At 71.7% G+C, this 25,397-nt stretch carries 25 protein-coding genes; 10 read left to right on the top strand and 15 right to left on the bottom strand.

Going from position 1 to position 25,397, the window contains the following annotated elements; genetic code table 11:
• Positions 1-104: 104 nt before the first annotated feature.
• Positions 105-1,274: an MFS transporter gene (locus IE250_RS02230; protein ID WP_189667625.1), complete on the top strand. Its 1,170-nt coding sequence runs from the start codon at positions 105-107 to the stop codon at positions 1,272-1,274.
• Between the two features lie 26 nt (positions 1,275-1,300).
• Here IE250_RS02230 and IE250_RS02235 read toward each other — a convergent pair whose 3' ends face one another.
• Positions 1,301-2,056: a GbsR/MarR family transcriptional regulator gene (locus IE250_RS02235; protein ID WP_189667626.1), complete on the bottom strand. Its 756-nt coding sequence runs from the start codon at positions 2,054-2,056 to the stop codon at positions 1,301-1,303.
• A gap of 245 nt (positions 2,057-2,301) precedes the next feature.
• Between IE250_RS02235 and IE250_RS02240 the strand changes: the two genes are divergently transcribed.
• The 5 genes from IE250_RS02240 (at position 2,302) to IE250_RS02260 (ending at position 7,490) form a co-directional block, all read left to right on the top strand.
• A complete protein-coding gene (locus IE250_RS02240) occupies positions 2,302-2,967 on the top strand; it encodes a DUF4097 family beta strand repeat-containing protein (protein ID WP_189667627.1) in 666 nt (221 codons plus the stop codon).
• Positions 2,968-3,040: 73 nt separating this feature from the next.
• Positions 3,041-3,859 carry an alpha/beta fold hydrolase gene (locus IE250_RS02245; RefSeq protein ID WP_189667628.1) on the top strand — a complete coding sequence of 273 codons (819 nt, stop codon included), beginning with the start codon at positions 3,041-3,043 and terminating at the stop codon, positions 3,857-3,859.
• Between the two features lie 69 nt (positions 3,860-3,928).
• The gene (locus tag IE250_RS02250) at positions 3,929-5,317 is read left to right on the top strand and encodes an NAD(P)-binding protein (RefSeq protein ID WP_189667629.1); all 1,389 of its coding nucleotides are present in this window, start codon (positions 3,929-3,931) and stop codon (positions 5,315-5,317) included.
• A gap of 126 nt (positions 5,318-5,443) precedes the next feature.
• Entirely contained in the window at positions 5,444-6,799 is a 1,356-nt protein-coding gene (locus tag IE250_RS02255) for an enolase C-terminal domain-like protein (protein ID WP_189667630.1), read from the top strand.
• Positions 6,786-7,490, top strand: coding sequence for a FadR/GntR family transcriptional regulator (locus IE250_RS02260; protein ID WP_189667631.1), 705 nt, complete (start codon positions 6,786-6,788; stop codon positions 7,488-7,490). The genes IE250_RS02255 and IE250_RS02260 overlap by 14 nt, the downstream gene beginning before the upstream one ends.
• Positions 7,491-7,580: 90 nt before the next feature.
• Here the strand turns inward: IE250_RS02260 and IE250_RS02265 are convergent, their stop codons facing one another.
• The 8 genes from IE250_RS02265 to IE250_RS02300 form a co-directional block, all read right to left on the bottom strand.
• The gene (locus IE250_RS02265) at positions 7,581-8,585 is read right to left on the bottom strand and encodes an ABC transporter substrate-binding protein (protein ID WP_229872062.1); all 1,005 of its coding nucleotides are present in this window, start codon (positions 8,583-8,585) and stop codon (positions 7,581-7,583) included.
• Positions 8,586-8,612: 27 nt separating this feature from the next.
• Positions 8,613-9,599, bottom strand: a complete 987-nt coding sequence (locus IE250_RS02270; RefSeq protein ID WP_189667632.1) for an ABC transporter permease — start codon at positions 9,597-9,599, stop codon at positions 8,613-8,615.
• Positions 9,596-11,134 carry a sugar ABC transporter ATP-binding protein gene (locus IE250_RS02275; RefSeq protein ID WP_229872063.1) on the bottom strand — a complete coding sequence of 513 codons (1,539 nt, stop codon included), beginning with the start codon at positions 11,132-11,134 and terminating at the stop codon, positions 9,596-9,598. The genes IE250_RS02270 and IE250_RS02275 overlap by 4 nt, the downstream gene beginning before the upstream one ends.
• Before the next feature lie 129 nt (positions 11,135-11,263).
• A complete protein-coding gene (locus IE250_RS02280; protein WP_189667633.1) occupies positions 11,264-11,719 on the bottom strand; it encodes an RbsD/FucU family protein in 456 nt (151 codons plus the stop codon).
• An 11-nt stretch (positions 11,720-11,730) separates the two neighbouring features.
• Entirely contained in the window at positions 11,731-12,591 is an 861-nt protein-coding gene (locus tag IE250_RS02285; RefSeq protein ID WP_189667634.1) for a fumarylacetoacetate hydrolase family protein, read from the bottom strand.
• Positions 12,591-13,664, bottom strand: coding sequence for an aldo/keto reductase (locus IE250_RS02290; RefSeq protein WP_189667635.1), 1,074 nt, complete (start codon positions 13,662-13,664; stop codon positions 12,591-12,593). Before IE250_RS02290 ends, IE250_RS02285 begins: the two co-directional genes overlap by 1 nt.
• A 25-nt stretch (positions 13,665-13,689) precedes the next feature.
• Positions 13,690-14,493, bottom strand: coding sequence for an SDR family NAD(P)-dependent oxidoreductase (locus IE250_RS02295; protein WP_189667636.1), 804 nt, complete (start codon positions 14,491-14,493; stop codon positions 13,690-13,692).
• Entirely contained in the window at positions 14,490-15,425 is a 936-nt protein-coding gene (locus IE250_RS02300) for an amidohydrolase family protein (RefSeq protein WP_189667637.1), read from the bottom strand. The genes IE250_RS02295 and IE250_RS02300 overlap by 4 nt, the downstream gene beginning before the upstream one ends.
• 26 nt (positions 15,426-15,451) lie before the next feature.
• Here IE250_RS02300 and IE250_RS02305 point away from each other — a divergent pair, with 26 nt between their 5' ends.
• Positions 15,452-16,234, top strand: a complete 783-nt coding sequence (locus IE250_RS02305) for a hypothetical protein (protein ID WP_229872064.1) — start codon at positions 15,452-15,454, stop codon at positions 16,232-16,234.
• Positions 16,235-16,312: 78 nt separating this feature from the next.
• Positions 16,313-17,281, top strand: a complete 969-nt coding sequence (locus IE250_RS02310) for a S1C family serine protease (RefSeq protein WP_189667639.1) — start codon at positions 16,313-16,315, stop codon at positions 17,279-17,281.
• 67 nt (positions 17,282-17,348) lie between these two features.
• Here IE250_RS02310 and IE250_RS02315 read toward each other — a convergent pair whose 3' ends face one another.
• On the bottom strand, positions 17,349-18,674 hold the full coding sequence (locus IE250_RS02315) for a M15 family metallopeptidase (RefSeq protein WP_189667640.1): 1,326 nt from the start codon (positions 18,672-18,674) through the stop codon (positions 17,349-17,351).
• A gap of 254 nt (positions 18,675-18,928) precedes the next feature.
• Here IE250_RS02315 and IE250_RS02320 point away from each other — a divergent pair, with 254 nt between their 5' ends.
• Complete coding sequence (locus IE250_RS02320; protein ID WP_189667641.1) at positions 18,929-19,450, top strand: SgcJ/EcaC family oxidoreductase; 522 nt, start codon at positions 18,929-18,931, stop codon at positions 19,448-19,450.
• On the opposite strand, the gene IE250_RS02325 is transcribed toward IE250_RS02320, so the two are convergent.
• Positions 19,413-20,693, bottom strand: coding sequence for a sensor histidine kinase (locus tag IE250_RS02325; protein ID WP_189667642.1), 1,281 nt, complete (start codon positions 20,691-20,693; stop codon positions 19,413-19,415). The genes IE250_RS02320 and IE250_RS02325 overlap by 38 nt on opposite strands.
• Positions 20,690-21,361 carry a response regulator transcription factor gene (locus tag IE250_RS02330; protein WP_189667643.1) on the bottom strand — a complete coding sequence of 224 codons (672 nt, stop codon included), beginning with the start codon at positions 21,359-21,361 and terminating at the stop codon, positions 20,690-20,692. The genes IE250_RS02325 and IE250_RS02330 overlap by 4 nt, the downstream gene beginning before the upstream one ends.
• Positions 21,362-21,507: 146 nt before the next feature.
• On the opposite strand from IE250_RS02330, the gene IE250_RS02335 reads away from it, so the two are divergent.
• Positions 21,508-22,134, top strand: coding sequence for a hypothetical protein (locus tag IE250_RS02335; protein WP_189667644.1), 627 nt, complete (start codon positions 21,508-21,510; stop codon positions 22,132-22,134).
• A gap of 25 nt (positions 22,135-22,159) precedes the next feature.
• On the opposite strand, the gene IE250_RS02340 is transcribed toward IE250_RS02335, so the two are convergent.
• From IE250_RS02340 to IE250_RS02350, 3 genes are all read right to left on the bottom strand, one after another.
• A complete protein-coding gene (locus IE250_RS02340) occupies positions 22,160-23,134 on the bottom strand; it encodes a sugar phosphate isomerase/epimerase family protein (RefSeq protein ID WP_189667645.1) in 975 nt (324 codons plus the stop codon).
• The gene (locus IE250_RS02345; RefSeq protein ID WP_189667646.1) at positions 23,131-23,757 is read right to left on the bottom strand and encodes a nucleoside deaminase; all 627 of its coding nucleotides are present in this window, start codon (positions 23,755-23,757) and stop codon (positions 23,131-23,133) included. The genes IE250_RS02340 and IE250_RS02345 overlap by 4 nt, the downstream gene beginning before the upstream one ends.
• A 71-nt stretch (positions 23,758-23,828) precedes the next feature.
• Positions 23,829-25,352: a GMC oxidoreductase gene (locus tag IE250_RS02350; RefSeq protein ID WP_229872065.1), complete on the bottom strand. Its 1,524-nt coding sequence runs from the start codon at positions 25,350-25,352 to the stop codon at positions 23,829-23,831.
• Positions 25,353-25,397 lie beyond the last annotated feature (45 nt).

Below are 25,397 nucleotides of genomic sequence, written 5' to 3' on the forward strand. Positions count from 1 at the left end.
CGACTCGTCGACGCCGGGCCGTCGTCCGGCGAGAGTCGTTGCCGCGGCTAACTATCTGGCAGGATGACAGCGTGACGGGAACGGGCGACGCAGGCGAAGATCCGATGTTTCGCTTCCGCGATATCGCCGTCGTCGCCTACCTGCCGTCCGTCGTCAGCTCGATCGGCCACGGTGCCGTGCTGCCGGTGCTGGCGATCCATGCCGGCAACCTGGGTGCGACCACGGCCCTGGCCGCACTGGTGGTCGCGCTCCTCGGTATCGGGCAGCTGGCCAACTCGCTTCCGTCGGGCGCGATCGTGGCGCGGCTCGGCGAGCGCCGCACCCTGGTGATCGCCGGGCTGGTCGACGCGGTGGCGATGCTGGCCGCCTTCTTTGTCCCCTCGGTCTGGCTGCTCTGCGTGTGCGTCTTCGTCAGCGGCATGAGCTGGACGGCGTTCCTGCAGGGCCGCCAGGGGTTCCTGATCGACGCTGTGCCGATCACCCACCGGGCGCGGGCGATGGCGCTGCTGGGCGGGTCGATGCGCCTGGGTGTCCTGGTCGGTCCGCTGCTGGGGGCGCTGCTGATCCACCTGTTCGGGATCCGCTCCGTGTTCGTGCTCGCGGCGTGCGCATCGTTCGCCTCGGCCCTGATCGTGACGCGGATGCCGGACTTCGGACGGGCGGGACGCGGCATCACCCCGCTGCCGGTGCGCACGGTGCTGTGGGAGCACCGGCGCACGCTGCTCACCCTCGGCGTTGCCGTCGTCATCATCGGTGCGTCCCGGTCGGTGCGTACCGGCCTGCTGCCGCTGTGGGCCGATCACATCCACATCTCCGCCGCGGTCGTCTCCCTGCTCTTCGCGGTCGCCGCGACCATAGACATCGCGCTCACCCTTCCGGGCGGCTGGCTGCTGGACACGCGCGGACGCCGGGTGGTGGCGGTGCCGGTGGTCCTCGCCGTCGGCGTCGGCTGCCTGCTGCTGCCGCTGACGGACTCCGCGCTCGGCGTCGGCCTGGTGATGGCGCTCATCGCGTTCGGCAACGGGCTCGGCTCAGGGATCGTGATGACCCTCGGCGCCGATGCGGCGCCTGAGAAGGGCCGCGCACAGTTCCTCGGCGGCTGGCGGCTGTGCGGGGACATCGGCAACACCGGAGGGCCGCTGCTCGTCTCCGCGGTGGCGGCCGTCGCGCCGCTCGCCGCCGCGCCGGTAGTGATCGGCCTGCTGGCACTGGCCGGCGCGGTCTGGGTCGGGCACTGGACGGGGAAGGCAGACCGCCACCGCCGGAGGCAGTAGGTGCGCGCGACAGCCGAGACGGTGGTCTATCCGCGGCCCGGGCTCGGCACGGCCGTGTCGTCCGACGTGGCTCCGGGTTTGGTGTGGAGGATCTCGCGGGCCTGCTCCGCGGCGCGGACGAGGCTCTCGCTGACGAAGTCCATGAAGCGTGCGATGTTCTCGAGCCGGACGGCGGCAGGGGTGCCGTGGACGAGGACGCTGACGCCCTGTCGTGCGGTCTCGGCGAGCTGGGCGTTGGACCGGGCGGTGGAGATCATCGACTGGTACCAGACGTCGTTGTCGGCGACGTAGCGCTCGCGGCGGCCCTCGCCGGGCTCGCGGCGGACGAGGCCTTGACCCTCGAGGAACGAGACCGCCTTGGACACGGACGCCGGGCTGACATCGAGGCGCTGGGCGAGCTCGGCCGCGGTGACACTGCCCGCGTCGGTGGTGAAGAGGCAGGTCAGCACCCCCGCTCCGATACGTGGTACGCCCGACTGCATGAAGAGGGTGGTGAAGGCCTCCTCGAACTCGCGCACGGCGTCGGCGTCGCGCCCATAGGGCTGAGTGGCCCGCCCGGGCCCTCGGTCGGACGCGACCCGGCGTTTGTGCGTGCGGCGTTCGGTGGCCCGGTGCGCCAGGTCGGCATGGTACGTGGTGGGGCCGCCGTTGCGCATCACCTCACGCGTGACCGTCGAGGTCGGACGGTCCAGACGCCTGGCGATCTCCGCGTAGGGGAGGTCGTCGGCCAGCCCCAGCGCGATCTGCTGACGCTCCTGCTTGGTGAGCCTGCCTCCCGGCATCGCGATCTCCTTCGTGGTTCCTCGTCGTGCCCCCCGCTCGCCCACCATAGCGTTCACTCCTCCTCATTGCAACGCCCGAAGCGGCTAACGTTGCATTATTCTCTGATCCATTGCAACATTTTCCATGCTTTGACCTGCGCATACGTCACTCCAGCGCAACAACTATGTTGCCTGTGTCGCGAACGCAACGTAGCGTTTGCGATATCAGAAACACAGAGCACCACCAAGCACAGGAGCCGATCGCCATGAACACGTTCAACACGCCCGCCCCGATCTCCGCCGTCCTGAACATCCCCGCCGGACGCGTCCAGCTCATCGCCGCCGACCGCGCGGACACCACCGTCGAGGTCCGGCCCGCCGACCCCGCCAAGGCCCGCGACGTGAAGGTGGCGGAGCAGACCACCGTCGCTTACGCCGACGGTGTCCTGCGGATCAGCACCCCCGAGCCCAAGAGCCGGCTCGTCGGTCCCTCCGGTTCCGTCGAGGTGACGGTCCAGCTGCCCGCCGGCTCCCACGTGGAGGCCAGGTCCGCCAGCTCCGAGCTGCGCGGCGTCGGCCGCCTGGGGGACGTCGTCTTCGAAGGCGTGTACCGCCAGATCAAGATCGACGAGGCCGCGAGCGCCCGCCTCAGCGCGGTCGACGGCGACGTCGAGGTCGGCCGGCTGGGCGGCCCCGCGGAGATCTCCACCACCCGGGGCGACATCCGGATCGCCGAGGCGGTGCGCGGCACGGTCGTGCTCAGCACCCAGTCCGGCAACATCTCGGTCGACGCCGCCGCCGGCGTCTCCGCCGCCCTGGACGCCGGCACCACCCTGGGCCGCATCAGCAACGCCCTCAAGAACGGCGGTACCGCCGAGCTCGAGATCCGCGCCACCACCATGCAGGGCGACATCACCGCCCGCAGCCTCTGAGGCCGGTCCGGGCCTGCGACCCAGCAGGCCCGGGCCAGTCGTCCGGCACGTCCCACCCGACCAGGAGAAGAAGATGACCAACGACAACGCTCTTTCGACCGACTCGAAGTGGACCGGCTTGGTGCCGGTCGACGACACGGCCCTGGCCGTCACCGACACCGGGGGCCCAGGCATCCCCGTGATCTACCTCAACGGCCAGTTCGCCACGCAGGGCTACTGGCGGCGGACCATCGCCGAGCTCGGCCCCGGCTTCCGCCACATCACCTACGACGAGCGGGCTCGCGGCAGGAAGTCGAAGACCTCGGCGGACTACTCCTTCGAGGCCGCCGTCCGGGATGTCGACGCCGTCCTCGCGGCTCGGGGCGTGGACCGGGCCGTGCTGGTGGGCTGGTCCTACGGAGCGGTCGTCGCGGCCCACTGGGCAGCCCGCAATCCGGACCGCGCGCTGGGTGCGGTACTGGTCGACGGCGCGTTCCCGCACGACTGGCTCGACGACGCCATGGAGCAGCGGATCCGCAAGCTGTTCCGCCGGCTGCGCTGGCTCACGGTGCCGATGCGCCTCACCGGCCTGGCCCCGCGGCTGACCGCCGACCAGCAGGCCGACAGCAACATCGAGCTCGGCAAGATCTCCCGGGCGGCCGAGCTCGGCCCGGTGCTGGACGGCATCACCATCCCGACGCGGTACGTGGTCGCCTCGGGGACGTCGCTCGGCAGCAAGGGCGACGAACAAGAGGTGATCCGCGCCAGCCTCGACGCGGTGACCGCCCGCAACCCGAACATCAGGATCGGCGCGAAGGTCGCCAGCAACCACGGTGCGATCCTGAAGAAGGACTTCCTGGCCGTCGCCGGATCAGTGCGCGAGGTGGCCGCCCTGGCCCGCGAGGGTCACTGAACCAGGTCCGACCACCTTCACCCGTGGCGCCCGTTGACTCCCCAGCGTGGCGATGTTGCAGTGAACGGTATGGCGCACGCCGTGGAGTCGGACTACCTGGTCGTGGGCGCCGGGGCCGCCGGGATGGCGTTCGTCGACGCACTCATCGACCACGACCCCGACGCGCGCGTGATCCTCGTCGATCGGCGCGCCGGCGCCGGGGGCCACTGGCTTGACGCCTACCCGTTCGTACGCCTGCACCAGGCATCTGAGTTCTACGGCGTCGCATCGACGCACCTTGGCACAGGGCGGGTCCAGACCGCGGGTCCTGAAGCGGGTCTGCACGAGCGCGCCACGGGCGCCGAGGTCACCGCCTACTACGCGAAGGTGCTCGACGACCGCCTGCTCGCCTCGGGCAGGGTCGCGTTCTACCCGGGCCACGAGCATCTCGGCGGTGGGACGCTACGCTCGCTCGACACCGGCGAGACCGTCGACGTGCGTGTCCGGCGCGTCGTCGACGCGCGATACCTCTCGCCCGACATCCCGGCCACGACGCCGCCGCCGTTCGCGGTCGACGACGGCGCACGCGTCGTGCCGGTCGGCGCCCTGCCGTCGCTCGAGCTCAGCCGGATGCCCGCGCGGTGGGTAGTCGTCGGCTCGGGCAAGACGGCGACGGACGCATGCATCTGGCTGCTCGCCCAGGGGGTTGACCCCGACGCGATCTGCTGGGTGCGGCCGCGCGACCCGTGGATGCTCAACCGCGCCGTCATCCAGCCCGACCCGGCGATCTTCCTCGGCATGGCCGCGGACCTCCTGGCCTCGGCGGCCGAGGCGACCTCGCCCGACGACCTCTTCCTCCGGCTCGAGGACCACGGCATCGTGCTGCGCGTCGACCGCTCCGTGACGCCCACCATGGCCAAGACGCCGACGCTCGCACAGTGGGAGCTCGACGAGCTGCGCACCATCGAGAACGTCGTCCGGCTCGGGCACATCCGGCGCGCCATGCCTGACCGGCTCCTGCTCGACCGGGGCGAGGCCGTCACGGGACGAGGCTCCGTCGTCGTGCACTGCGCCGCACCGGGCCTGAAGTACTCGCCGCTCGTTCCCATCTGGGACGAGACGATCACCCTGCAACCGATCCGGACCGGGTTCCCGTGCTTCGGGGCCGCGCTCGCGGGCTTCGTCGAAGCCACTCGCGGCGACGACGCCGAGAAGAACGCTCTGTGCCCACCGACCCCGTACAGCAACACGCCGACCGACTGGATGGCGATGCAGGTGCTGGGCAACCGGGCGTCCCTGTCGTTCGGCGCCGTCCCGGAGATCCGCGCGTGGGCGAACACGACGGTCCTCAACCCCTCGCGGATCGGACCTGACGACATGGACCGGGCCGACGTGGCCGACGCCGTCGCGCGGCTGAAGCGGAATGCGCCCGCCGGTGTCGCCCGGATGGCGGAGCTCTCCGGGCCCTACGCAGCCTGACGACGGCCCGCGTGAGGGCCGTATAGATCAAACCAATGCCCGGCTCTGGGATGCTCGCGCCTTGACCGTCGCCCCGCTCGTCCGTAGATTGCAGGCAGTTCATCGGATGTTTGGCAAGGGAGCGGCATGGCTACGATCACAGGCGTCCGGGTCGAGGATGTTCGGTTTCCGACGTCGGCCACCGCGGACGGCTCCGACGCGATGAACAAGGACGGCGACTACTCCGCGGCCTACGTCGTCCTCGAGACGGACGCCCCCGACCCGGCCGACCCCGGCGGCGCCCCCCTCGGCGGCTACGGGCTGACGTTCACCATCGGCCGCGGCAACGACATAGTCGCCGAGGCAGCGCGCCAGCAGGCGGCCGCTCTCGTGGGCCGGGACGTGGACGAGCTCGCCGCGGACATGGGAGCTGTCTACCGCGACCTGACCGCCGACAGCCAGCTGCGCTGGCTCGGCCCCGAGAAGGGCGTGGTGCACCTGTCGCTGGCCGCCGTGCTCAACGCGGCCTGGGACCTGGTGGCGCGCCGCGCGGGCAAGCCGCTGTGGCGTGTGCTGGTCGACATGACCCCGGAGGAGCTGGTCGACATCGCCGACCTGCGGTACCTCTCCGACGCGCTGACCCGCGACGAGGCGCTGGCCATCCTCCGCGCCCGCGAGGACACGCGGCAGGAGCGGATCGCCAACCTGGAACGGACCGGCTACCCGGTGTACACGACGTCGGCCGGCTGGCTCGGCTACAGCGACGCCAAGCTCCGGCGACTGTGCCAGGAGGCCGTCGACGCCGGGTACCACCACGTGAAGCTCAAGGTCGGGGCGAATCTCGACGAGGACGTCCGCCGCCTGGCGATCGCGCGGGAGGTGCTGGGCCCCGACCGCGCGCTGATGATCGACGCCAACCAGGTCTGGGACGTGCCGCAGGCGATCGAGTGGATGGGCGAGCTGGCCAAGTTCGACCCGCTGTGGATCGAGGAACCCACGTCGCCCGACGACATCCTCGGGCACGCGGCCGTGCGCCGCGCCGTCGCGCCGATCGGGGTGGCGACGGGCGAGCACTGCCACAACCGCGTGATGTTCAAGCAGCTCTTCCAGGCAGACGCCATCGACTACTGCCAGCTCGACACCGGGCGGCTCGCGAGCATCAACGAGATAGTCGCCGTCCTGCTGCTCGCGGCGAAGTTCGGCGTCCCGGTGTGCCCGCACGCGGGCGGCGTCGGCCTGTGCGAGATGGTGCAGCACGTCTCTGTGCTCGACTACGTGGCGATCGGCGGCGACCTCACCGGCCGCGTGACCGAGTACGTGGACCACCTGCACGAGCACTTCACCGACCCGTGCATCGTCGCGGACCGCGGCGCGGGCACCGCGTACGTGCTGCCGTCCCGGCCGGGCTACTCCACGCAGATGTACGAGGAGTCCCTGGGGGAGTTCAGGTTTCCGCACGGAACGTACTGGTTGCGCCATAATGCCGTCCATGTCCCGCACTGACGAGGTCGTCGACGGCATCCGCAGGATGATCCTCGACGGACGGCTCCGGCCCGGCGACCGCCTGCCGGTCGAGAAGGACCTGGCCGACACGCTCCAGGTCTCCCGCGGCTCCCTCCGGGAGGGAGTACGCGCGCTGTCGATCCTCGGCGTCGTGCACACCCGGCAGGGCGACGGCACCTACGTCACCAGCCTCGACCCAGCCCGGCTGCTCTCCCCCATGGCGCTGGTCCTGGACCTGCAGGACGACGGCGCCATGCCCGCGTTCCACAGCGTGCGCCGCGTGCTCGAGACGGAGGCCGCCGGCCTGGCGGCCACCCGGATGCCCGACGGCGCGGTCGCCGAGGCGCGGGCGATCCTGGACCAGGTCACGGAGGTCCTGCACGTCGCGCCGGTGGACCACGACAGGTTCATCGAGATCGACATCGCGTTCCACCGCGTCATCGCGGCGCACACCGGCAACCCGGTGCTGGAGGCCCTCATAGAGTCGTTCGCCGCCCGCACCGTCCGGGCGCGGCTGTGGCGCACCCTGCACACCGAGGGCATCGAGGAGCGGACGCACGGCGAGCACGAGGCCATCTGGCGCGCGCTCGCCGCGCGTGACCCCGCGGCGGCCCGGATCCGGATGGCGAGCCACCTGCTGGGCGTGGAGGACTCGCTCCCCCGCCGGGGGAGCCTGGACGAGGAGTCCTGACCCGCCTGCGCGGAAAGGCTTGGTTGTGGGCGCGATCTTTGCGACTTAGCGTCCGCTTTAGGCGCAATGATCGCGCCCACAACCAAAGACCTACTCGTAGAGGACCGCGGCGATCTCCGGGTCGTCGATGTTCGTCTTGTCGTACCAGTAGAAGCCCGAGTCGATGACCGGCTCGACCTCCTCGCCGTTGATGGCAGCCACGGCGGCCTTGACCGTCTCGTAGCCCATCTTGATCGGGTCCTGCGTGATCGCCCCGGCCATCAGCCCGTCGCGGATCGCGTCGGTCTGCGCCTTGCCGGAGTCGAAGCCGATCACCGTGAGCTTGCCCGACTTGCCGGTCTCCTGCACCGCCTTGACCACGCCGATGGCGGAGCCCTCGTTGGTGCCGTAGATGCCCTTGAGGTCGGGGTGGGCCTGCAGGATCGCCTTCGCGGCGTCGGCGGACTTGAGCTGGTCGCCGGCCGCGTACTGCGTGTCGACGATCTCGATCTCCGGCGCGTTCTCCTCGATGTACTGGGTGAACCCCTCGACCCGCTGCTGCCCGGTCTGCGACGTCTGGTCGTGCCCGATGATGGCGATCTTGCCGCTGCCGACCAGCTCGGCCATGTGCTTGGCCGCCTCGGCCGAAGCTGCGAGGTTGTCGGTGGACACGGTGGTCACCGGCACCTCGGACTCCACGCCGGAGTCGAAGGCGATGACCGGGATCCCGCGCGACTCGGCGTCCGTCATCATCGGGATGGACGCCTCGGAGTCGAGGGCGGCGTAGCCGATGGCGTCCGGGTTCTTGTCCAGGGCGGTCTGCAGCATGGTGAGCTGCTTCTCGACCTCGGTCTCCGTCTCGGGCCCCTCGAACGTGACCTCCACGTCGAGCTCGGCCGCGGCGTCGTCGGCCCCCTGCTTGACCGCCTGCCAGAACTGGTGCTGGAAGCCCTTGGAGACCAGGGCGACGTAGGGCTTTTCGCCCCCCGCTCCCCCGGGCTCGCCGCCGCCGTCACCCTCGCCGCATGCGGCGAGGGCGAGCATCATGACTACGGACGTGGTGGCCGCCGCGGCTGCGGCGAACCGTCTGCGGGTGTTGGTGGTTTTGACGTTCATGCAAGTCCATCTCCTTCGGTGGTCACATCAGGCTTCCTTGCCGCGGCGCAGGATGTCCGCGTACACGGCCAGCACGATCACGATGCCGACGGCGACCTTCTGCCACTCCTGCGGGATCGACATGATCCGCAGGCCGTTGGTGAGAGTCGCCATGATGAGCGCACCGATCACGGTGCCGAGGATCGTTGCCTTGCCGCCGCGCAGCGAGGTGCCGCCGATGACGACGGCGGCGATGGCCTCGAGCTCGTACCCGAGCCCCAGACCGGGCTGCGCCGAATTGAGCCGGGAGGCCATGACGACGCCGGCGAGGCCGGTGAACAGCCCGGCCACGACGTAGATGACCACCTTCCAGCGCCGCACGTCGACGCCGGAGATCGCCGTCGCCTCCTCGTTGGAGCCGATCGACAGCGCGTAGCGGCCGGTGAGCGTCTTGCTCAGCACGACGCCCGCGATGGCGGCGGCGGCGAAGAAGATCAGGACGGCGTTGGGCAGCCCCGGGATCAGCTCGCCGCCAGCGAGCTCGTCGAACCCGGCCACGTCGCTGAAGTAGATGGGCTTGGTCCCGGAGATCACGAGCGAGAGCCCCTGCGCCACCATCATCATCGCCAGCGTCGCGATGAACGGCGGCAGCCGCAGGTACGAGACGTTCAGGCCGTTCAGGAGGCCGATGAGTGCGCCGACCGCGAGGCCGCCCAGCACGCCGACGACGAGCGGCAGGCCGAGGTTCGCCAGGAACACGCCGGTCATCACCGAGCACAGGGTCATGCCCGTGCCGACCGACAGGTCGATGCCGCCCGTTGCGATGACGAACGTGGCGCCCAGCGCCATGATCCCGGTGACCGCGGTGGCGAGCAGGATGCCCTTCACGTTGGCCCAGTCGAGGAAGTACGGGCTGGCGAAGGAGAAGAACCCGAAGATGACGACCAGCCCCGCGAAGGCGAGGATCTGTTGCAGCTGCTGCCGGTTGCCGAACCGCGTTGGGGTCCTCTTGGTCGCCGTGGTCTTTGTAGTCATTCTGCGTCTCCGGTCGTGATGAGATGGTCGGCACCGAACCGCGTCGCGAGCTCCATGATGTCGTGCTGGGTGGCGTCGGCGTTGGCGAGGGTCCCGGTGATCCGGCCCTCGCACATGACGACTATCCGGTCGGCCAGCCGCAGCACCTCGGGCAGCTCGGACGAGATCACGATGATCGACTTGCCCTGCGCGGCCAGGCTCGTGAGCAGGCCGTAGATCTCGTCCTTGGCGCCGACGTCGATCCCGCGCGTCGGCTCGTCGACGATCAGGACGTCGCAGTCGCGCACGAGCCACTTGGCGAGGACCACCTTCTGCTGGTTGCCGCCCGAGAGGTTCTTGGTCGTCTGGGTGACCGACGGCGTCCTGATCGCCAGCTGGTCCACCATCTGCCGCGCGACACGGCGCCCGTCGAGGTCGCGGACGAAGCCCGCCCGGGTCATGCCGGGCAGCGAGGACAGCATGACGTTGCGCACCACGTCCTGGTCCAGGAGCAGGCCGTACCGCTTACGGTCCTCCGACAGGTAGCCGATGCCGTTCCGCACCGCGTCGGCGGGGTTGCGCACCGCGACCCGCTTGCCCTTCACCTCGACGACGCCGGTCGACCGGTCCGCCCCGATGATGGCCCGGGCGACCTCCGTGCGTCCCGCGCCCATGAGGCCCGCGAAGCCGAGGATCTCGCCGCGGTGCAGGTCGAAGGACACGTCCTTCAGGAGCTTCCGGGTGGTCAGCCCGCGTACCGAGAGCACCACCTCGCGCTCGGCCGGGTCGGGCGCCGCGGGATCGGGCCGCACGCCGACCTCGAGCTGCCGGCCCACCATGGCCGCGATGACCTGCCGGGTAGCGGTCTCCGCCGTCGGCATCGTGTCCACGTAGTGGCCGTCCCGCAGGACCGTGATGCGGTCGGAGATCTCCTTGACCTCCTCCATGCGGTGCGAGACGTAGATGACGCCGGTGCGCGGGGAGACGAAGTCGCGGACGATGCGGAACAGCGTGGCGACCTCGGTCTCCGTGAGCGCCGCCGTCGGCTCGTCCATGATCAGCACCCGGGCGTCGAACGAGAGCGCCTTGGCGATCTCGACCATCTGCTGGCCGGCCACGCTCAGGTGCGACACCGGCTGCCGCGGGTCCAGCGGGATCCCGAGGCGTTCGAAGAGGAGGCCCGCCCGGCGTTCGAGCTCGTCGTCCCGGATGAGGGACGCCCGCCGGGGCTCGCGGCCGATGAAGATGTTCTGCGCGACCGTCAGGTCGGGCATCAGGTGGAACTCCTGGTGGATCACGCTGATGCCGAGCTCGTTCGCCTGCCGGGGGCCGGCGGGGCTCATCGGAGCCCCCTCCAGCTCCATGGTCCCCGCGTCCGGCTGGTAGATGCCGGCGAGAAGCTTCATCAGGGTCGACTTGCCCGCCCCGTTCTCGCCGACGAGCGCCAGCACCTCACCGTGCCGCAGGTCGATGTGGACGTCGTCGAGCGCGCGGACCCCGGGGAAGGACTTGCTGATCCCCATGGCGCGAAGAAGAAGGGTTGGACTGTCCGACACGTGATGCTCCCTTGCCTACGTGTAGTCGCATTCATACCCCAGACATCCGATGCATCTCAAGATCCCGGGCCATATCGACGCTGTATCGGCATGATCGGTCCCGTCGGACCGGCTTCTGACGACGATAGGTCAGATGACTCCCTCGGCCTGCCGCACCCCGATCGTCAGCAGCAGGTTGGCGTACACGCGCTGCTCGCCCGTGGCCACGACCAGGGCGACGTCGTCGCCGCGGGCAGCGGCGTAGAAGGCGAACCGGTCCATCGTCTCCCAGGCGACGCCGTCCCCCAGGGCGGCCCGGTAGACCGCGTGCACCGGGATCGCCTCGTCGGCCGCGACGACGTCGCCCGGGACACCGCCCGGGACCATGACCGCCGCGCTCTCCAGGGGTACGGCGTCGAGCAGCACCTCGAGCACCTGCTCCACGGTCACCAGCCCGGGCCGCAGGTTCAGGTGCACGCGGGCCGCCGCGGGGTGCGCGCCCGTGGAGTGCGGGTAGTTGGCGTCCGCCAGCAGGATGCGCGACCCGTGCCCGGCGGCGGCCAGGGCCCGCAGCAGGTCGGGGTGGATCAGCTCGTAGCTCAGCATGGGTCCGCCCCTCAGCCCTCGACGGCCTCGGGCACGAGCGCGTGCCGCTGGCGGCCCAGTCCGTCGATCTCGAGCTCGACGACGTCGCCGGCGCGCAGGTACGGGAACCGCCCGGAGAGCGCGACGCCCTCCGGGGTGCCCGTGCAGATCAGGTCGCCCGGTTCGAGCGCCATGTACTGCGACAGGTGGTGCACCAGGTGGTCGACGCCGAAGATCATGTCGGCAGTCACCGAGTCCTGCCGCGGTTCGCCGTTCACCGAGGACCGCAGGCGCAGGCCGGTCGAGTCGACGTCGTCCCCTGGTACCAGGTACGGGCCGGTGGGCGCGAACCCAGGACCGCACTTGCCCTTGGACCACTGCCCGCCGGACTCCTCGATCTGCCAGGCGCGCTCGCTGAGGTCGTCGACGATCGTGTAGCCGGCGACGTGCTCCCGCGCGGCGTCCGCCGACGGCAGCCGCCAGGCCCGCCTGCCGATCACGACGCCGAGCTCGACCTCCCAGTCCACCTTGTCCGCGCCGGGCGGGATGGCGACGTCGTCGTCCGGACCCACCACGGTGTTGGGGTGCTTGAGGAAGATGATCGGGGACGTCGGCGGTTCGGCGCCCGACTCGGCGGCGTGTGCCGCGTAGTTCTGCCCGATGCAGATCACCGCGGCCGGCCGCGCCATCGGCGCCCCGCGGCGCAGCCGGTCGGCGTCGTCGAGCACGGGCAGCTCGCCCGCGGCGAGGGCGGCCCGGGCACGGGCGATCCCGTCGGACGCCAGGAATCCGCCGTCGATGTCGGCGGTGAGCGGCCGCAGGTCGTGGACGGTGCCACCCTCCTCGACCGCGGGGATCTCCTGGCCGACGGGGCCCAGTCGGAGCAGACGCATCATGACCTTCTCTCGGGGTGGTGCGGGTTCTCGGGGTGGTGCGGGTTCTCGGTGTGGTCCAGGTGCAACGGGTTCGCGGGGCCGTCGAACGGTGGGACGGCGGCCTCGGCGAGCAGGCCGGCGTCGGCCAGCGCACGCCACAGGCCGGCCGGAACCCGCGCCGCGGCGCGGTCCGCGGCCTGCCGTACGTGCTCGGGGTTCCCGAGCCCGACGACGGTGCTCGCGACCGCGGGGTGCGTGCGCACGTAGGCGAGCGCCGCCTGCGGCAGCGTGACGCCGTGGTCGGCGCACAGGGCGGCGATCCGGCGGGCGCGGTCGAGCAGGTCCGCGGCGGCGGGGGCGTAGTTGTACGTCGCGTCCGGCGGCGGGTCGTCGTAAGCGAGGATGCCCGAGTTGTAGACGGCGGCGGCCACGACGGCCACGCCCCGCTCCGCGGCAGCGGGCAGCAGGTCGGCCAGCGCGGGCTGCTCCAGGAGCGTGAACCGCCCGGCGCACATGACCACGTCCACGTCGGTCTCGCGCACGAACCGGGTGAGCATGGCCGACTGGTTCATCCCGGCGCCGACCGCGCCGACCACGCCCTGGTCCCGCAGCTCCGTGAGCGCGGGCAGGGCCTCGTGCGCCGCCTGCTCCCAGTGGTCGTCGGGGTCGTGCAGGTAGACGACGTCGACCCGGTCCAGGCCGGTGCGCTCCAGGCTGGACTCGAGCGACCGCAGCACGCCGTCGCGGGAGAAGTCCCAGACCCGGCGCGCGGCGGCCGGCACCTCGAACAGGTCGGGGTCGGACCGGTGGGCGGTCTCCGGCGACGGGACGAGCAGTCGTCCGACCTTTGTGGACACCACCAGCTCGTCGCGCGGCCGCGTGCGCAGGAACGCGCCGAGCCGGCGTTCGGAGAGCCCGAGGCCGTAGTGCGGGGCGGTGTCGAAGTACCGCACCCCGGCGTCCCAGGCCGTCTCGAACGTCGCGTACGCCTCCTCGTCGGTCGTCGCCCGGTACAGGTTGCCCGCGGGTGCGGCGCCGAGGCCGAGCGAGGTCAGGCGGACCCCGGTGGCGCGCACCGTCGTCGTGTCCATCGTGTCGCCCCGCCCCGTTCCGGCCTCAGCCCTGCTCGGGAGCACGGGTGCGCAGGGAGTGCGAGCCGCCGTCGACGGCGAGCATCGCACCGGTCGTCGCCGCGGCGAGCGGGCTGGCGAGGTAGCAGACGGCGTGCGCCACCTCGTCGGCGCTGACGAGCCGGCCCGAGGGCTGGCGGGCCTCCAGCGCGGCCCGCTCGGCGGCCGGGTCGTCGGCGACGTCGAGCAGCCGGCTCACCCACGGCGTGTCGGCCGTGCCGGGGTTGACGCAGTTGACGCGGATGCCCTCGCTCACGTGGTCCGCGGCCATGGCGAGCGTGAGCGCCTGGACCGCGCCCTTGGACGCCGAGTACACGGCCCGGTTCGGCAGGCCGGTCCACGCGGCGATCGAGCAGGTGTTCACGACGGCGGCGTGCTGCGACTCGCGCAGGTACGGCAGCGCGGCGCGGGTCACGCGGACGATCCCGAGCACGTTCACGTCGAGGACCCGCAGCCACTCCGCGTCGTCGTTGTCCGCGACGGTGCCCTGCGCGCCGATCCCGGCGTTGTTGGCGACGACGTCGATGCCGCCCATGGCCTCGGCCGCGGCTGTCACGGCGGCGCGCACGGCGGCGTCGTCGGTCACGTCGGCCACCTGGGCCCCGGCGCCCAGCGGGACGCCCTCGGTCACGCGGTCGATCGACGTCACCTGCGCGCCACGCGCGAGCATGCCGCGCACGATGGCGGCACCGATGCCCGACGCGCCGCCGGTGACGATCGCGCGGACGCCGGCGAGCTCCGCTGCCGGCGTGGCCTCGACAGCGGTCGGTGCTGTGTTCTCAGAAGTCATGCGTGGTCCTCCTCCAGTTGGTAAACACGTCTTGCGGTCCCGGCCCACACGGCGGCGGAATCGTCCGGGCCCAGCCCGGCGAGCAGGTCGCCGAGCGTGTCGAGCCACCCGCCGTAGTCGCTCGCGAGCAGGCACACGGGCCAGTCGGAGCCGAACATGAGCCGTTCCGGCCCGAACACCTCGAGCGCGTGGTCCACGGCGGGCCGCAGGTCGTCCGCCTCCCAGGCGTCCCAGCGGGCCTCGGTGACGAGCCCGGACAGCTTTGCCGTCACGTTCGGCCGGGCGGCGAGCGCGGTCAGGCCCCGCTTCCATGCGGCGAGGTCGGTACCGGCGTCCGCGGCGCCGCCGAGGCGCGGCTTGCCCAGGTGGTCGAGCACGAAGGAGACCTCGGGCAGCGCCGCGGCGAGCCGCGCGCACGCCGGGAGCTGGTCGGCCCGCACCACCAGGTCGAAGACGAGCCCGCCGGTGCCCGCCGCGCCGGCCGAGCAGGCCGCGGCGATGCCGCGCCGCACGTCGTCGCGGTCCAGGTACGCGGGGTCGGGCTCGGCCTGCACCTGCGTGCGGATGCCGACCAGCGCGCCGCCCCCGGGCCCCGACCGCAGCGCTGCGACATGGTCGCCCACGCCGGGGTCGAGGATGTCCGCCCAGGCGACGACGCCTCGGATCCGGGCCGCGCGTCCTTCGTCGGACGCGGCGATCGCCAGGAGCTCGCGGCTCTCGGACCACAGGTTCGCGGACTGAACCACCACCGTCGCGCTCACACCCTGCGCCGCCGCCGGCAGGTCCGCGGGCGTGAAGTCGGCGTCGATGGCGGCCATGGTCACGGGGTCGATCCAGCCCTGGGGCGTGCGCGCACGCACCCACAGATGATGGTGCGCGTCCACGACGTCGTGCAGCACCGTTGCCCCCTTCAGGACATTAGGTGGAAACATCCGATGTATCCAGCCTAGCCGTGAAGATGGCGTTCACGGGAACCGTCCTCGCGTCACGACCGTGCCCCGGTGCTCCGGACGTGGCGACGGCGCTCGACTTGACCTGGGTCGCCCAGCGGCGGAGTGTGAGTAGGGACGGCAGCGCCGCCGGGACGCTGCCCGACCACGGGGAGTTCGCCATGTACATACGCACCACTGAGTTCCGAGGAGATCCCTCCATGATCGACGGCGGGCTGAGGCTCGTCCGTGAAGAGATCTTCCCGGCAGTTTCCGCAATGGACGGCTCTATCGGGATGTCGATGCTGGTCGACCGGCAGAGCGGCCGCTGCATCGCCACGACGGCGTGGTCGTCCGAGGACGCGATGCTGGCGAGCGCCGACGCCGTGCAACCGCTGCGCGACCGCGCAGAGAGCGCCCTGGGTGGCACCGGAGGCAGGTACGTCCACGAGTGGGAGGTGGCCGTCGTCCACCGCGATCACGCCACGCCCGACGGCGCCTGCGCCCGCCTCACGTGGCTGAGCGGCGGCGACCTGCACATGGTCGACAACGCCATCGACATGTTCCGGATGGTCATCCTGCCGCAGCTCCAGGAGCAGAGGGGATTCTGCAGCGCCAGCCTGATGGTCGACCGCGAGACCGGTCGGGTCGTCGGCACGGCAGCCTTCGACAGCCGGGAAGCCCTCGAGGCCACCCGCGACGCCGCGGCCCGCCTCCGCGAACGAGTCTCCGGCGAGCTCGGCGCCATCATCGACAACGTCGAGGAGATGGAGATCGCGTTCGCGCACCTCCACGTCCCCGAGATGGCCTGACGCCGACCCGGTCACCGCGCTCGGCTCCGCCCTCGGCGAACACGGGCACAACGCCCGCGCCCCGGACGCTGCACAGGTGTGGCCCTCGATACCCCGCCGGACGACGGCGCCGAGCCATCGGGCCCCGACGCCGTAGACGCCGAGGCGCTCGACGCGTACTCCCGCGCCGTGGTCGCGGTCGCCGACGCGGTGCTGCCCAGCGTCGCGAGCCTGACCATCGCGACCCGGCGGGGAGAGGGCGCCGGCAGCGCCAGCGTGATCACGGGCGACGGGTTCCTGCTCACGTCAGCGCACGTCGTCGCCGGCGCCGACGTGGCCGACGCCGCGTTCGCCGACGGGACGCGCATGCGGGCCGACGTCGTGGGCCGGGACCCCCTGTCGGACCTCGCCGTGCTGCACGCCCGGGCCGACGTGCCCGCACCCGTGCCGCTCGGGGACGCCGCGCGGCTGCGCGTGGGCCAGCTCGTCGTCGCGCTCGGCAACCCGCTCGGGCTCGCCGGCAGCGTCACGGCGGGCATCGTCTCCGCGCTGGGCCGTTCACTGCCCACGGGCAACGGCCGCGTGATCGACGAGGTCATCCAGACCGACGCCGCCCTCAACCCCGGCAACAGCGGCGGCGTCCTGGCCGACAGCACCGGGCAGATGATCGGCGTCAACACGGCCGTGGCGGGTATCGGCGTCGGGCTGGCCGTGCCGATCAACGCGACCACGCGGGAGATCGTGACGACCCTGATGACCACGGGCCGGGTGCGGCGCGCATGGCTCGGCATCGCCGGGACGCAGGCGCCGCTGCCTCCCCGTCTCGCCGAGCGTCTCGGCTCTCCCACGGGCCTGCAGATCGCGGCGGTGACGCCCCGCAGCCCCGCGGCGGAGGCCGGCCTGCTCCCGGGCGACATCGTCGTCGAGCTGGACGGCGTGCCGGTGGTCACCACGACCGCTGTGCAGAAGGCCATGGTCGAGGGCGCGATCGACCGTCGCATCGAGGTCACCGTGTGGCGGCACGGCGCCCTCGTCGACGTCGTCACGTACCCCCGCGAGCTCGCCTGAAGCGGCCCGGCACGCCCTGCTAGGTGTGGGTCGAGGACCCCGCCGTTCGGCCGGCGAGGACATTCCCTCAGGCCGGGGCGTCGTACTCCCAGTGCCAGGGCTCTGGCTTGGACCCGCCCTGGCGTGCCCAGCCGGGGTTGTCCCAACCGAACGCGGGCGCGTTCGCGCGCATCCACTCGTACTCGGCGGTGCCATAGCTCTGGATCCCGTCCGAGAGGTCGACGGCGAGACCCCACCCGTGCTGGGACGTGCCCGGCGCGGCCGCCAGGTCCTTCTTGAGCCCCTTGGTCACGACCTGCGCCGCGTAGGACCGGTACGAGTCGCTGACGCCCAGGTTTCGCCCGAACTGGGCGGCAAACGCCGCGTTGAGGTGCTCCAGCTGGGCGGCCGCGTCGCAGCGCAGCCGCTGACCGGGCGAGAACCGGAGCTCGCACAGGAGCTCGAGGGGAATGAGTCCGTTGCCGTAGCCGGCGGTGGCGGCTACGAGCTGGGCGATGCGTTCGGCGTCGGCGGCGGCAGCGGCGGCCGCAGCGGCCGCTTCCTGGGCGGCGATCTCCTCCGGGGTGGGAGGCGCGGGCTTCACGGACACCGCGGCGGCGGGCGTCGCATCGAGCACCGTGCGGAGCGCGTCGGTCGCCTTCTTGATCGCCGCTGCGGCCTCGTCGGGCGTCCGCGCGCTGTCCGACGCCGGTCCGGCCTTCTCGGGAGTCGGCGTCGCTGTCGTGGGGACCCGGTCGGGCGCCTCGCCGGGCTCGTCGGGAACAGCCGGCTCCACGACGGGGCGGTCTCGCACGTCGGCCGGCTCCCCTGTGGCGGCCGACGTCCTGCCGTTGCCGGACGGAACCGCCGTATCGGCGACCGCAGCCGGGGCATCGGCCGCCGTCCGGCCGGTGGCTTCCTTCTGGCTGGTGGCTTTCGGGCGGCTGGTGGCTTCTGGGCGGGGTGAGCGCTCACCGGCGCGCTGGGCGACGCGCGTCTGCTCGGGCGCGACGGGCTCGGTGAAGGCCTCGCGGACCAGGGTGCGCAGCTTGGACGCCGCCTTCATGATCCGGTCACGGTCGGCGCGGTCCACAGCTGCCTCGGTGGTCAGGTACTGGGAGTCGGAGAGCGCCTCGCCGGCTGCCTCCACCACGGTCGCGACCTCGGCGCTGGCCTCGACCGCCGGGACGGCGGTCGGCGAAGGGGCGGCGGTGGGCGTGCTCGACGGCGTGGCCATGACCGCGAAGTATCTCGCCGCGATCGGAGACCGGGCAGCCAGGCCGTCGTCGGCCGTGGTCAGGGTCACGATGGCCAGCGCGAGCGCGACGGCCACCATCAGACGGCGCGTCGGAGAGCTGCCGCGCTGGGTGGAGTCGGGTCGCTTCAGGGCGCGACCGATTCCGGCGTGTGACATGACTTTCCCCTGTCCAAGGAGGCCAGGGGCTGGCAGAAGCTGGGTGAAAGCGCCCTGGTTCGGCTTGTTCGAGGCTGACATCTGCGTGACACGCAAGTCAAGCCTGATTGGCAGTTTTTCCGAACACGCAAGTTTTTTCACCCACTGCTCAGGCCGGATCATCGTTGTCCGCCGGCTTGATCGGTGCTGGCTCTCCGCTAACCCACCGATTGCGACAGTGATGGTTCCGGTTCCGTCAGACCAGGGAGACATCCATGAAGAAGCTTTGGGTCATCGGCGCAGGGGCCGCTCTGGCCGCCGTCGCGTTCGGTGGACCGGCGGTGGCCTCGGCGTCCGCGCCGACCGTCGAGACCGCCCGCCATGCACAGGTGGCGACCCACGGCGCCCTGCCGACCGAGGCTCAGATCGACGCGCTCTTCGACCGGTGGAACGCCGCGGTCGAGACCGGTGACCCGGAGAAGGTGGCCGCCCTCTACGCCCCGGACGCCGTGCTGCTGCCCACGCTCTCGCCCGAGATCCGGACGGACCACGACGGGATCGTGGACTACTTCGAGCACTTCCTCGCAAAGAACCCGAGCGGCGAGCGGACCCGCTCCGTCGTGGAGGTGCTCGACGGGACGACGGCGATCGACACCGGCCTGTACCGGTTCACCTTCACGGCTGCGGACGGTACGCAGACGTTCGCGGACGCGCGCTACACCTTCGTCTACGAGAAGCTGGACGGCCGGTGGCTGATCGTCAACCACCACTCCTCGCTGGTGCCGGCCGCCAGCTGATCCGCACGGTCAGGCCGCCGGCGGGGGCGTCGTCGAGCACTACGTCCCCGCCGGCGTCGGCGGCGAGCTGCCTGACGATCGCGAGGCCGAGGCCGGAGCCGGCCTGGCCCGTGTGGCCCGGCCCGCGCCAGAACCGGTCGAACGCCCGCGCCTTCTCCGCCGCGGTCATGCCCGGGCCCTCGTCGCGCACCTCGAGCACCACGCGGTCGCCACCGGCCTGCACGTCGACGGTGATGGTTGCCCCGTCGGGCGAGACGGCGAGCGCGTTCGAGAGCACGTTGTCGAGGATCTGCTCGACCTGCCCGAAGCCTGCCAGGATCACCGGCTCGGCGTCCCATGCTCCGGTCTGCCGGAAACGGATGCCGCGTTCGTCGGCCTCGAGGCGCCAGAGAGCGAGCCGCTGCTCGACCGCGTCCGCCAGGTGCACGGGCTCCGCGCCGCCGGTCCGAGCCTCGGCGCGGGCGAGCACGAGCAGCCCGTTGACCAGGCCGCTCATCCGGACCACCTCCCGGGTCGCCCGTTCGACGTCCTCCCGGATCGTCACGTCACCCGCGCCGTCGGCGATGTTGTCCAGTGAGAGCCGGAGCGCCGTCAGCGGCGTGCGCAGCTGGTGGGAGGCGTCGGCCACGAACACCCGCTGGGCCGCGATCAGGGTCTCCAGACGCTCGGCGCCGGAGTTCAGTGCACGAGCCAGCGTCTGCGTCTCCGACGGGCCGGTGACGGCACAGCGGGCCGTGAGGTCACCGTCGCTCAGTCTGCTGGCCATGGCATAGAGCTCGGCCAGCGGTCTGGTCAGCCGGCGCACCGCCACCGCACCGAGTCCCGCCGCGACCGTGAGGATCCCGACAGCCAGCAAGGCCCGCAGCCCCCAGACCTCCCAGACCTGTTCGTCCAGCGCGCTGGTCGGGTAGCTGATCTGGACGGCACCGTTCGAGTGAGCCGGGACGGTCACGACCAGTGCGGCGTCACTCCAGTCAGCCGCGGCGCCTCTGCTCCACGACGGGAGCACCTCCACGCTGCCAGGTGTCTGGAGCTCGTAGGCCCGGATCGCATCGGCCAGGGTATCGAGCGACGTCTCGTCTCCGTGTGCGAGCAAGAGCGCCATCGTCGTGGCGTCGCGCTGGACGGTCGCCTCCGTGTCCTCCCGCAGGTGCGCGCCGACGGGGACCGAGAGCGGCAGCTTGAAGGCAAGGAGCGCCCCCGCGACCAGGACCGCGTAGCTGATGGTCAGGCGCCGGATCATGACGTGGCCGCCGCATCGACGACCAGACGGAAGCCCACGCCCCGCACCGCCTCGATGGTCACCGCGCCCGCGAGCTTGCGCCGCAGCGCGGAGACGTGCACGTCGAGGGTCTTCGTGGGACCGAACCAGTTCGCGTCCCAGACCGCCTCCATGATCCGTTCCCGCGTCAGGAGGGCGCCCGGCTGCTCGGTCAGGAAGGCGAGGAGCTCGTACTCCTTGCGGGCGAGCGGCACCTCGACCCCGTCGAGGAACACCCGTGCCGACCTTCGGTCGACGGTGACCCGACCGTAGCGGCCGGCGACGGCCGACCCCTGACCGGGGTTCACCCGCCGCATCACCGCTCTGATCCGGGCGATCACCTCGCGCACGCCGAACGGCTTGGAGACGTAGTCGTCGGCCCCAAGCTCCAGGCCCGCAACCCGGTCGACCTCGTCGCTGCGCGCACTGATGACGATGATCGGTACGTCGCTCCGGGCCCGCAGCGACCGGCACACGTCCAGCCCGTCGGTGTCCGGCAACCCCAGGTCAAGCAGCACGACGTCGACCGGCCCCGCCCGCAGCGCCCCGGCGCCGCTCGCCACCCACTCGACCTCGTATCCGTACCGGACCAGGCCGCGCTGCAACGACATCGCCACCGACTCGTCGTCTTCTACCAGGAGCACTCGCACGCCCGAACCCTAGGCGTCCCCGAGGGTCCCCGCGGCCGTCGTCTCGTAGCCGGACTCCGTTCGACTTGACCGACGTCACGCGGCGGCGGAGTGTGATAAGTGACGGCAGTGCCGTCCGGCGCTGCCCCGAGCACAGGGAGTCCGCCATGTACGTACGCACCACAGAGATCCAAGGCGATCCCGCCATGATCGCCGACGGGATGACGCTCGTTCGCGATGAGATCTTCCCGGCAGTTTCCCAGATGGACGGCTGTATCGGCATGTCGATGCTGGTCGACCGGGAGTCCGGCCGCTGCATCGCCACGACGGCGTGGTCGTCCGAGGACGCGATGCTGGCGACCGCCGACGCCGTGCGACCGATGCGCGACCGCGCCGCGCAAACCCTGGGCAGCACCGGAAGCGGGTACGTCCACCAGTGGGAGGTCGCCGTCGTCCACCGCGATCACGCCACCCCCGACGGCGCCTGCGCCCGCCTCACCTGGCTGAGCGGCGACGAGAACATGGTCGACAACGCCATCGACATGTACCGGATGGTCGTCCTGCCGCGGATCCAGGAGATGGGCGGGTTCTGCAGTGCCAGCCTGATGGTCGACCGTGAGGCCGGCCGGGTCGTCGGCACCGCCGCCTTCGACAGCCGCGAAGCCCTCGAGGCCAGCCGTGAGCCCACGAAGGAGATCCGCACCGGCATCGTCCGCGAGCTCGGCGCCAAGGTCGACAAGGTCGAGGAGATGGAGATCGCGTTCGCACACCTCCACGTCCCCGAGATGGCCTGACGCCGGCCGCTGGACACCCCGAAGGTCACGCAGGATGGGGATCAGCGACGGTGAGCCGAGCCTCGACCCAGGCCCGGCTCACCTCGGCGCTGGCCCGCGGCTCCATCGAGGCCCGGTCGACCTCGACGATCACCCAGCCGTCCCAGCCGTCCGGCAGCGCCGCGAGCACCGCGTCGAGGTCGAGATCACCCAGTCCTGGTTCGCGGAACAGGCCGCGGTCGACAGCCGCGTTGTAGGAGGTCGGTTCGGCGCGGCTGGCCGCGGCCACGGTGAGGTCGAGATCCTTGATGTGGACGTCGACGAGCCGGTCGGCGTGCCGCTGCAGCATCCGCACCGGGTCGATCCCCGCCCACGCCAGGTGCCCGATGTCGAACGAGGCGCCCAGCAGGGACGGTGAGATCGCCGCGAGCGCCCGCTCGATCTCCTCCTCGGTCTCGATCCATGTGCCCACATGGTTGTGCAGCCCGGCGCGCACGCCCTCCTCGCGGAGGACCTCCGCCGCGGCTCCGAGGATGTCGATGAGACGGTCCAGGCGCGAGCTGTCGAAGTCCGCCCCGACAGCGGTCTGCTCCAGAGTGCGCCGGGTCCCCGGCGCCCAGCTCATCTCGGGCGACAGGAAGACGGTGCTGAGCCCGAAGTAGTTCGACTCCTCCGCGATCCGGCGGATCCCGTCGTACCAGCGCACCTGCTCGGCGCTCCCCGGGGCCAGCAGCACGCCGTGGTCCTCCGGCAGGGCGACGCTCGCATAGCCGGGCGCGAGCACGAGGCCCGCATCCCGCACCATCCGCTCGTACGACTGCAGGGTCTGGGTATCGAGCAGCTGCATCATCACCGCGGCGAAGCCCGCGTCCCGCACCTGGGCGAGGACGCCGGGATAGTCGGCCCGGAAGGCCGGGTCGGCGAAGAGCCAGAGGTCCTCGCTGTCCGGGTCGGACGGGTCGGCCTTGATGTTGACCCACTGGATCGGGTTCAGTGCCACCCGGTCGGCGCGCAGTCTCATGCCTCCCCCTCCGCTGCGCCCTGGCGCGCGTTGTACACCGTCAGGTCCCCCGCATCGACGCGCTCGCGGTAGGCGCGGAAGACGTCGAGCGCCTCGTCTCGCAGCACGTCCTTCACCACGCGGATGCCGCGGCGCTCGAACTGCTCCGCCCAGTCGTCGCCGAGCGGGCCCTCGTCGAAGGTGGTGATCTCTTCGAGCTCCGGCCCCTCGCCGGCGACCACCAGGGCGCGCACCCCGGACCACATGGCCGCCCCGTAGCACTGGATGCACGGCCGCCAGTTGACGACGAGCTCGTGCGCGGGCGTGCCGGCCCCGCCGAGGTCCCACGCACCCCGCCGGGTCTGGGCGAGCCCCAGCGCGACGACCTCCGCGTGGCCGCTCGAGACCCCGCTCCCGAGCACGACGTTCACGCCCACGGAGACGATCCGACCGGTCTCGCTCTCGGCGACGAGGGCGGCGAACGGGCCACCGTTCCCCTCCCGCCAGTTGCGGTCGGCCAGGCGGTGCACGAGCCGCATCCGGTCGTCCGGCTCCGGGATGCGGTCCGGGACGTCGGCGAGCTCGTCCCGCACCCAGGGCGGCAAGGCGATGCGGTATTCGGTCGAGATCTCCTGAGCGAGCATTTTCGGAGTCCTTTTTCAGTCGGCGAGCGCTGGGTCGGTTGGCGAGCGCGGGTCAGGTGGCGAGCGCTGGGTCAGCTGGCGAGCGCGGCGGACCGGCGCGCGACCGCGCGGGCGGTGCGGACGGCCGTGACCGCGCCGGTGAGAGTGGTGTTCGCCGCGACGGGAGTCGGCACCGCCCCGGTGCCGGCGACATAGAGGTTCTCGAAGCCCCAGACCCGTCCGCTGGTGTCCGCGACGCTCGTGCCGTCGTCGTGCTCCCCGATCCGGACGGTGCCGGTCAGGTGCAGCGAGGATCCGGGCGCCAGCAGGGCCCGCTCCGACTCGGGGTCGAAGGGCCCGAACAGCTCGGCGATCTCCTGCACCTGGGCCAGCGCGCGGTCGATGAGCTCGAGGTCGGCCGGGGAGTATCCGAACTCGATGCTGATCCGCGGCATGCCCGCCGCGTCCGTCGCGGTCTCGGAGAACACGAGGCGGTTCGCGGGCCGCGACTCCACCGGCGAGTAGAGCGACAGACCTACCGAGTGGGCGAGGGGTCGTCCGGCCGCGTCGACGTAGGTGGTGTTCATGATCTGCCCGTGGAACGGCTGATCGGGCCCGTTCTGCGGCATCCAGAGCGAGTCGGTGCAGAACTCCCCGACCCGCGGCAGCGGGAGCGTCGCGAGGTCGAGCCCGAACCGGTCGATGTCCATGAGGACGCGTCCGGTGATGAACGCGTGCTCGTTCAGGTAGCGCCCGAGCGCCCATGGCCGGATGCCCGAGGCGAAGAGGATCTGTGGTGTTCGCAGAGCGTCCGCGCACACCACCACGGTGTCCGCGAGCACCTCTTGCTCCGTCCCGTCGGAGACCCGCCGGACCCGGGCACCACGCACCCGGTCACCGTCGACCAGCAGCCCTGTCACGAGGGCGCCGGTGAGCAGCTCGAAGCGGTCGTCGCCGCCGGACGCGATCGGCGGGAAGATCACCGAGGGACCCGTGCGCGTCATCGGGCCCTCGGCGGCCGGGGCGACCGCCATGGGCATCGGCTGCGGCGCCCGCTCGCTCGGTCCGATCCCGGCGAGGTGCTCCCCCAGCACGTCGAGCACGACCTGCCCGGCCGCGGTGGGTCCGATGGGGCCGGGATGCACGCCCAGCACTCGCCGCGCGGTCCGCAGGTCGTCGGACCAGCCCTGCGGGTCGCCGTCGTCGAACACCTCCTCGCCGGCGGGCCAGGGGGTGGCCGCCGTCCAGTGCACGCCCATGCCACCCGCGTTCCATGCGATCGCAGCACCTGGCATCTCCTCGGCCTCCTCGCCGAACGCGAGCGCGTGGAAGATCCCTGGCCGGAGCCGGACGACGTCGCCGACGGACTCCCGGTCGACGGTGGCCCCGGTGTACATGCCCTGGATGCCGCTCGCGACGCGCTCGTTGTAACGCTCCCACAGCTCGGGGTCCGGCACGTCGTGGAGGTGCAGCCCCGGGGTGTCGCCGATCGCCGTCCCGGCGTCGACCATGAGGATGCGCACGGCCGGGTCGGCCTCTCTGACGAGCCGGGCGACTGTCGAGCCCATGATGCCGCTGCCGACGATCAGGACGTCGGCGCTGCGCGAGTGAGTCAAGTGATGCTCCAAAGATACGTAGGTGTCAGACGTACAGGTCACGCC

This window comes from Promicromonospora soli (assembly GCF_014653785.1).
In the GTDB taxonomy this organism is placed as follows: domain Bacteria; phylum Actinomycetota; class Actinomycetes; order Actinomycetales; family Cellulomonadaceae; genus Promicromonospora; species Promicromonospora soli.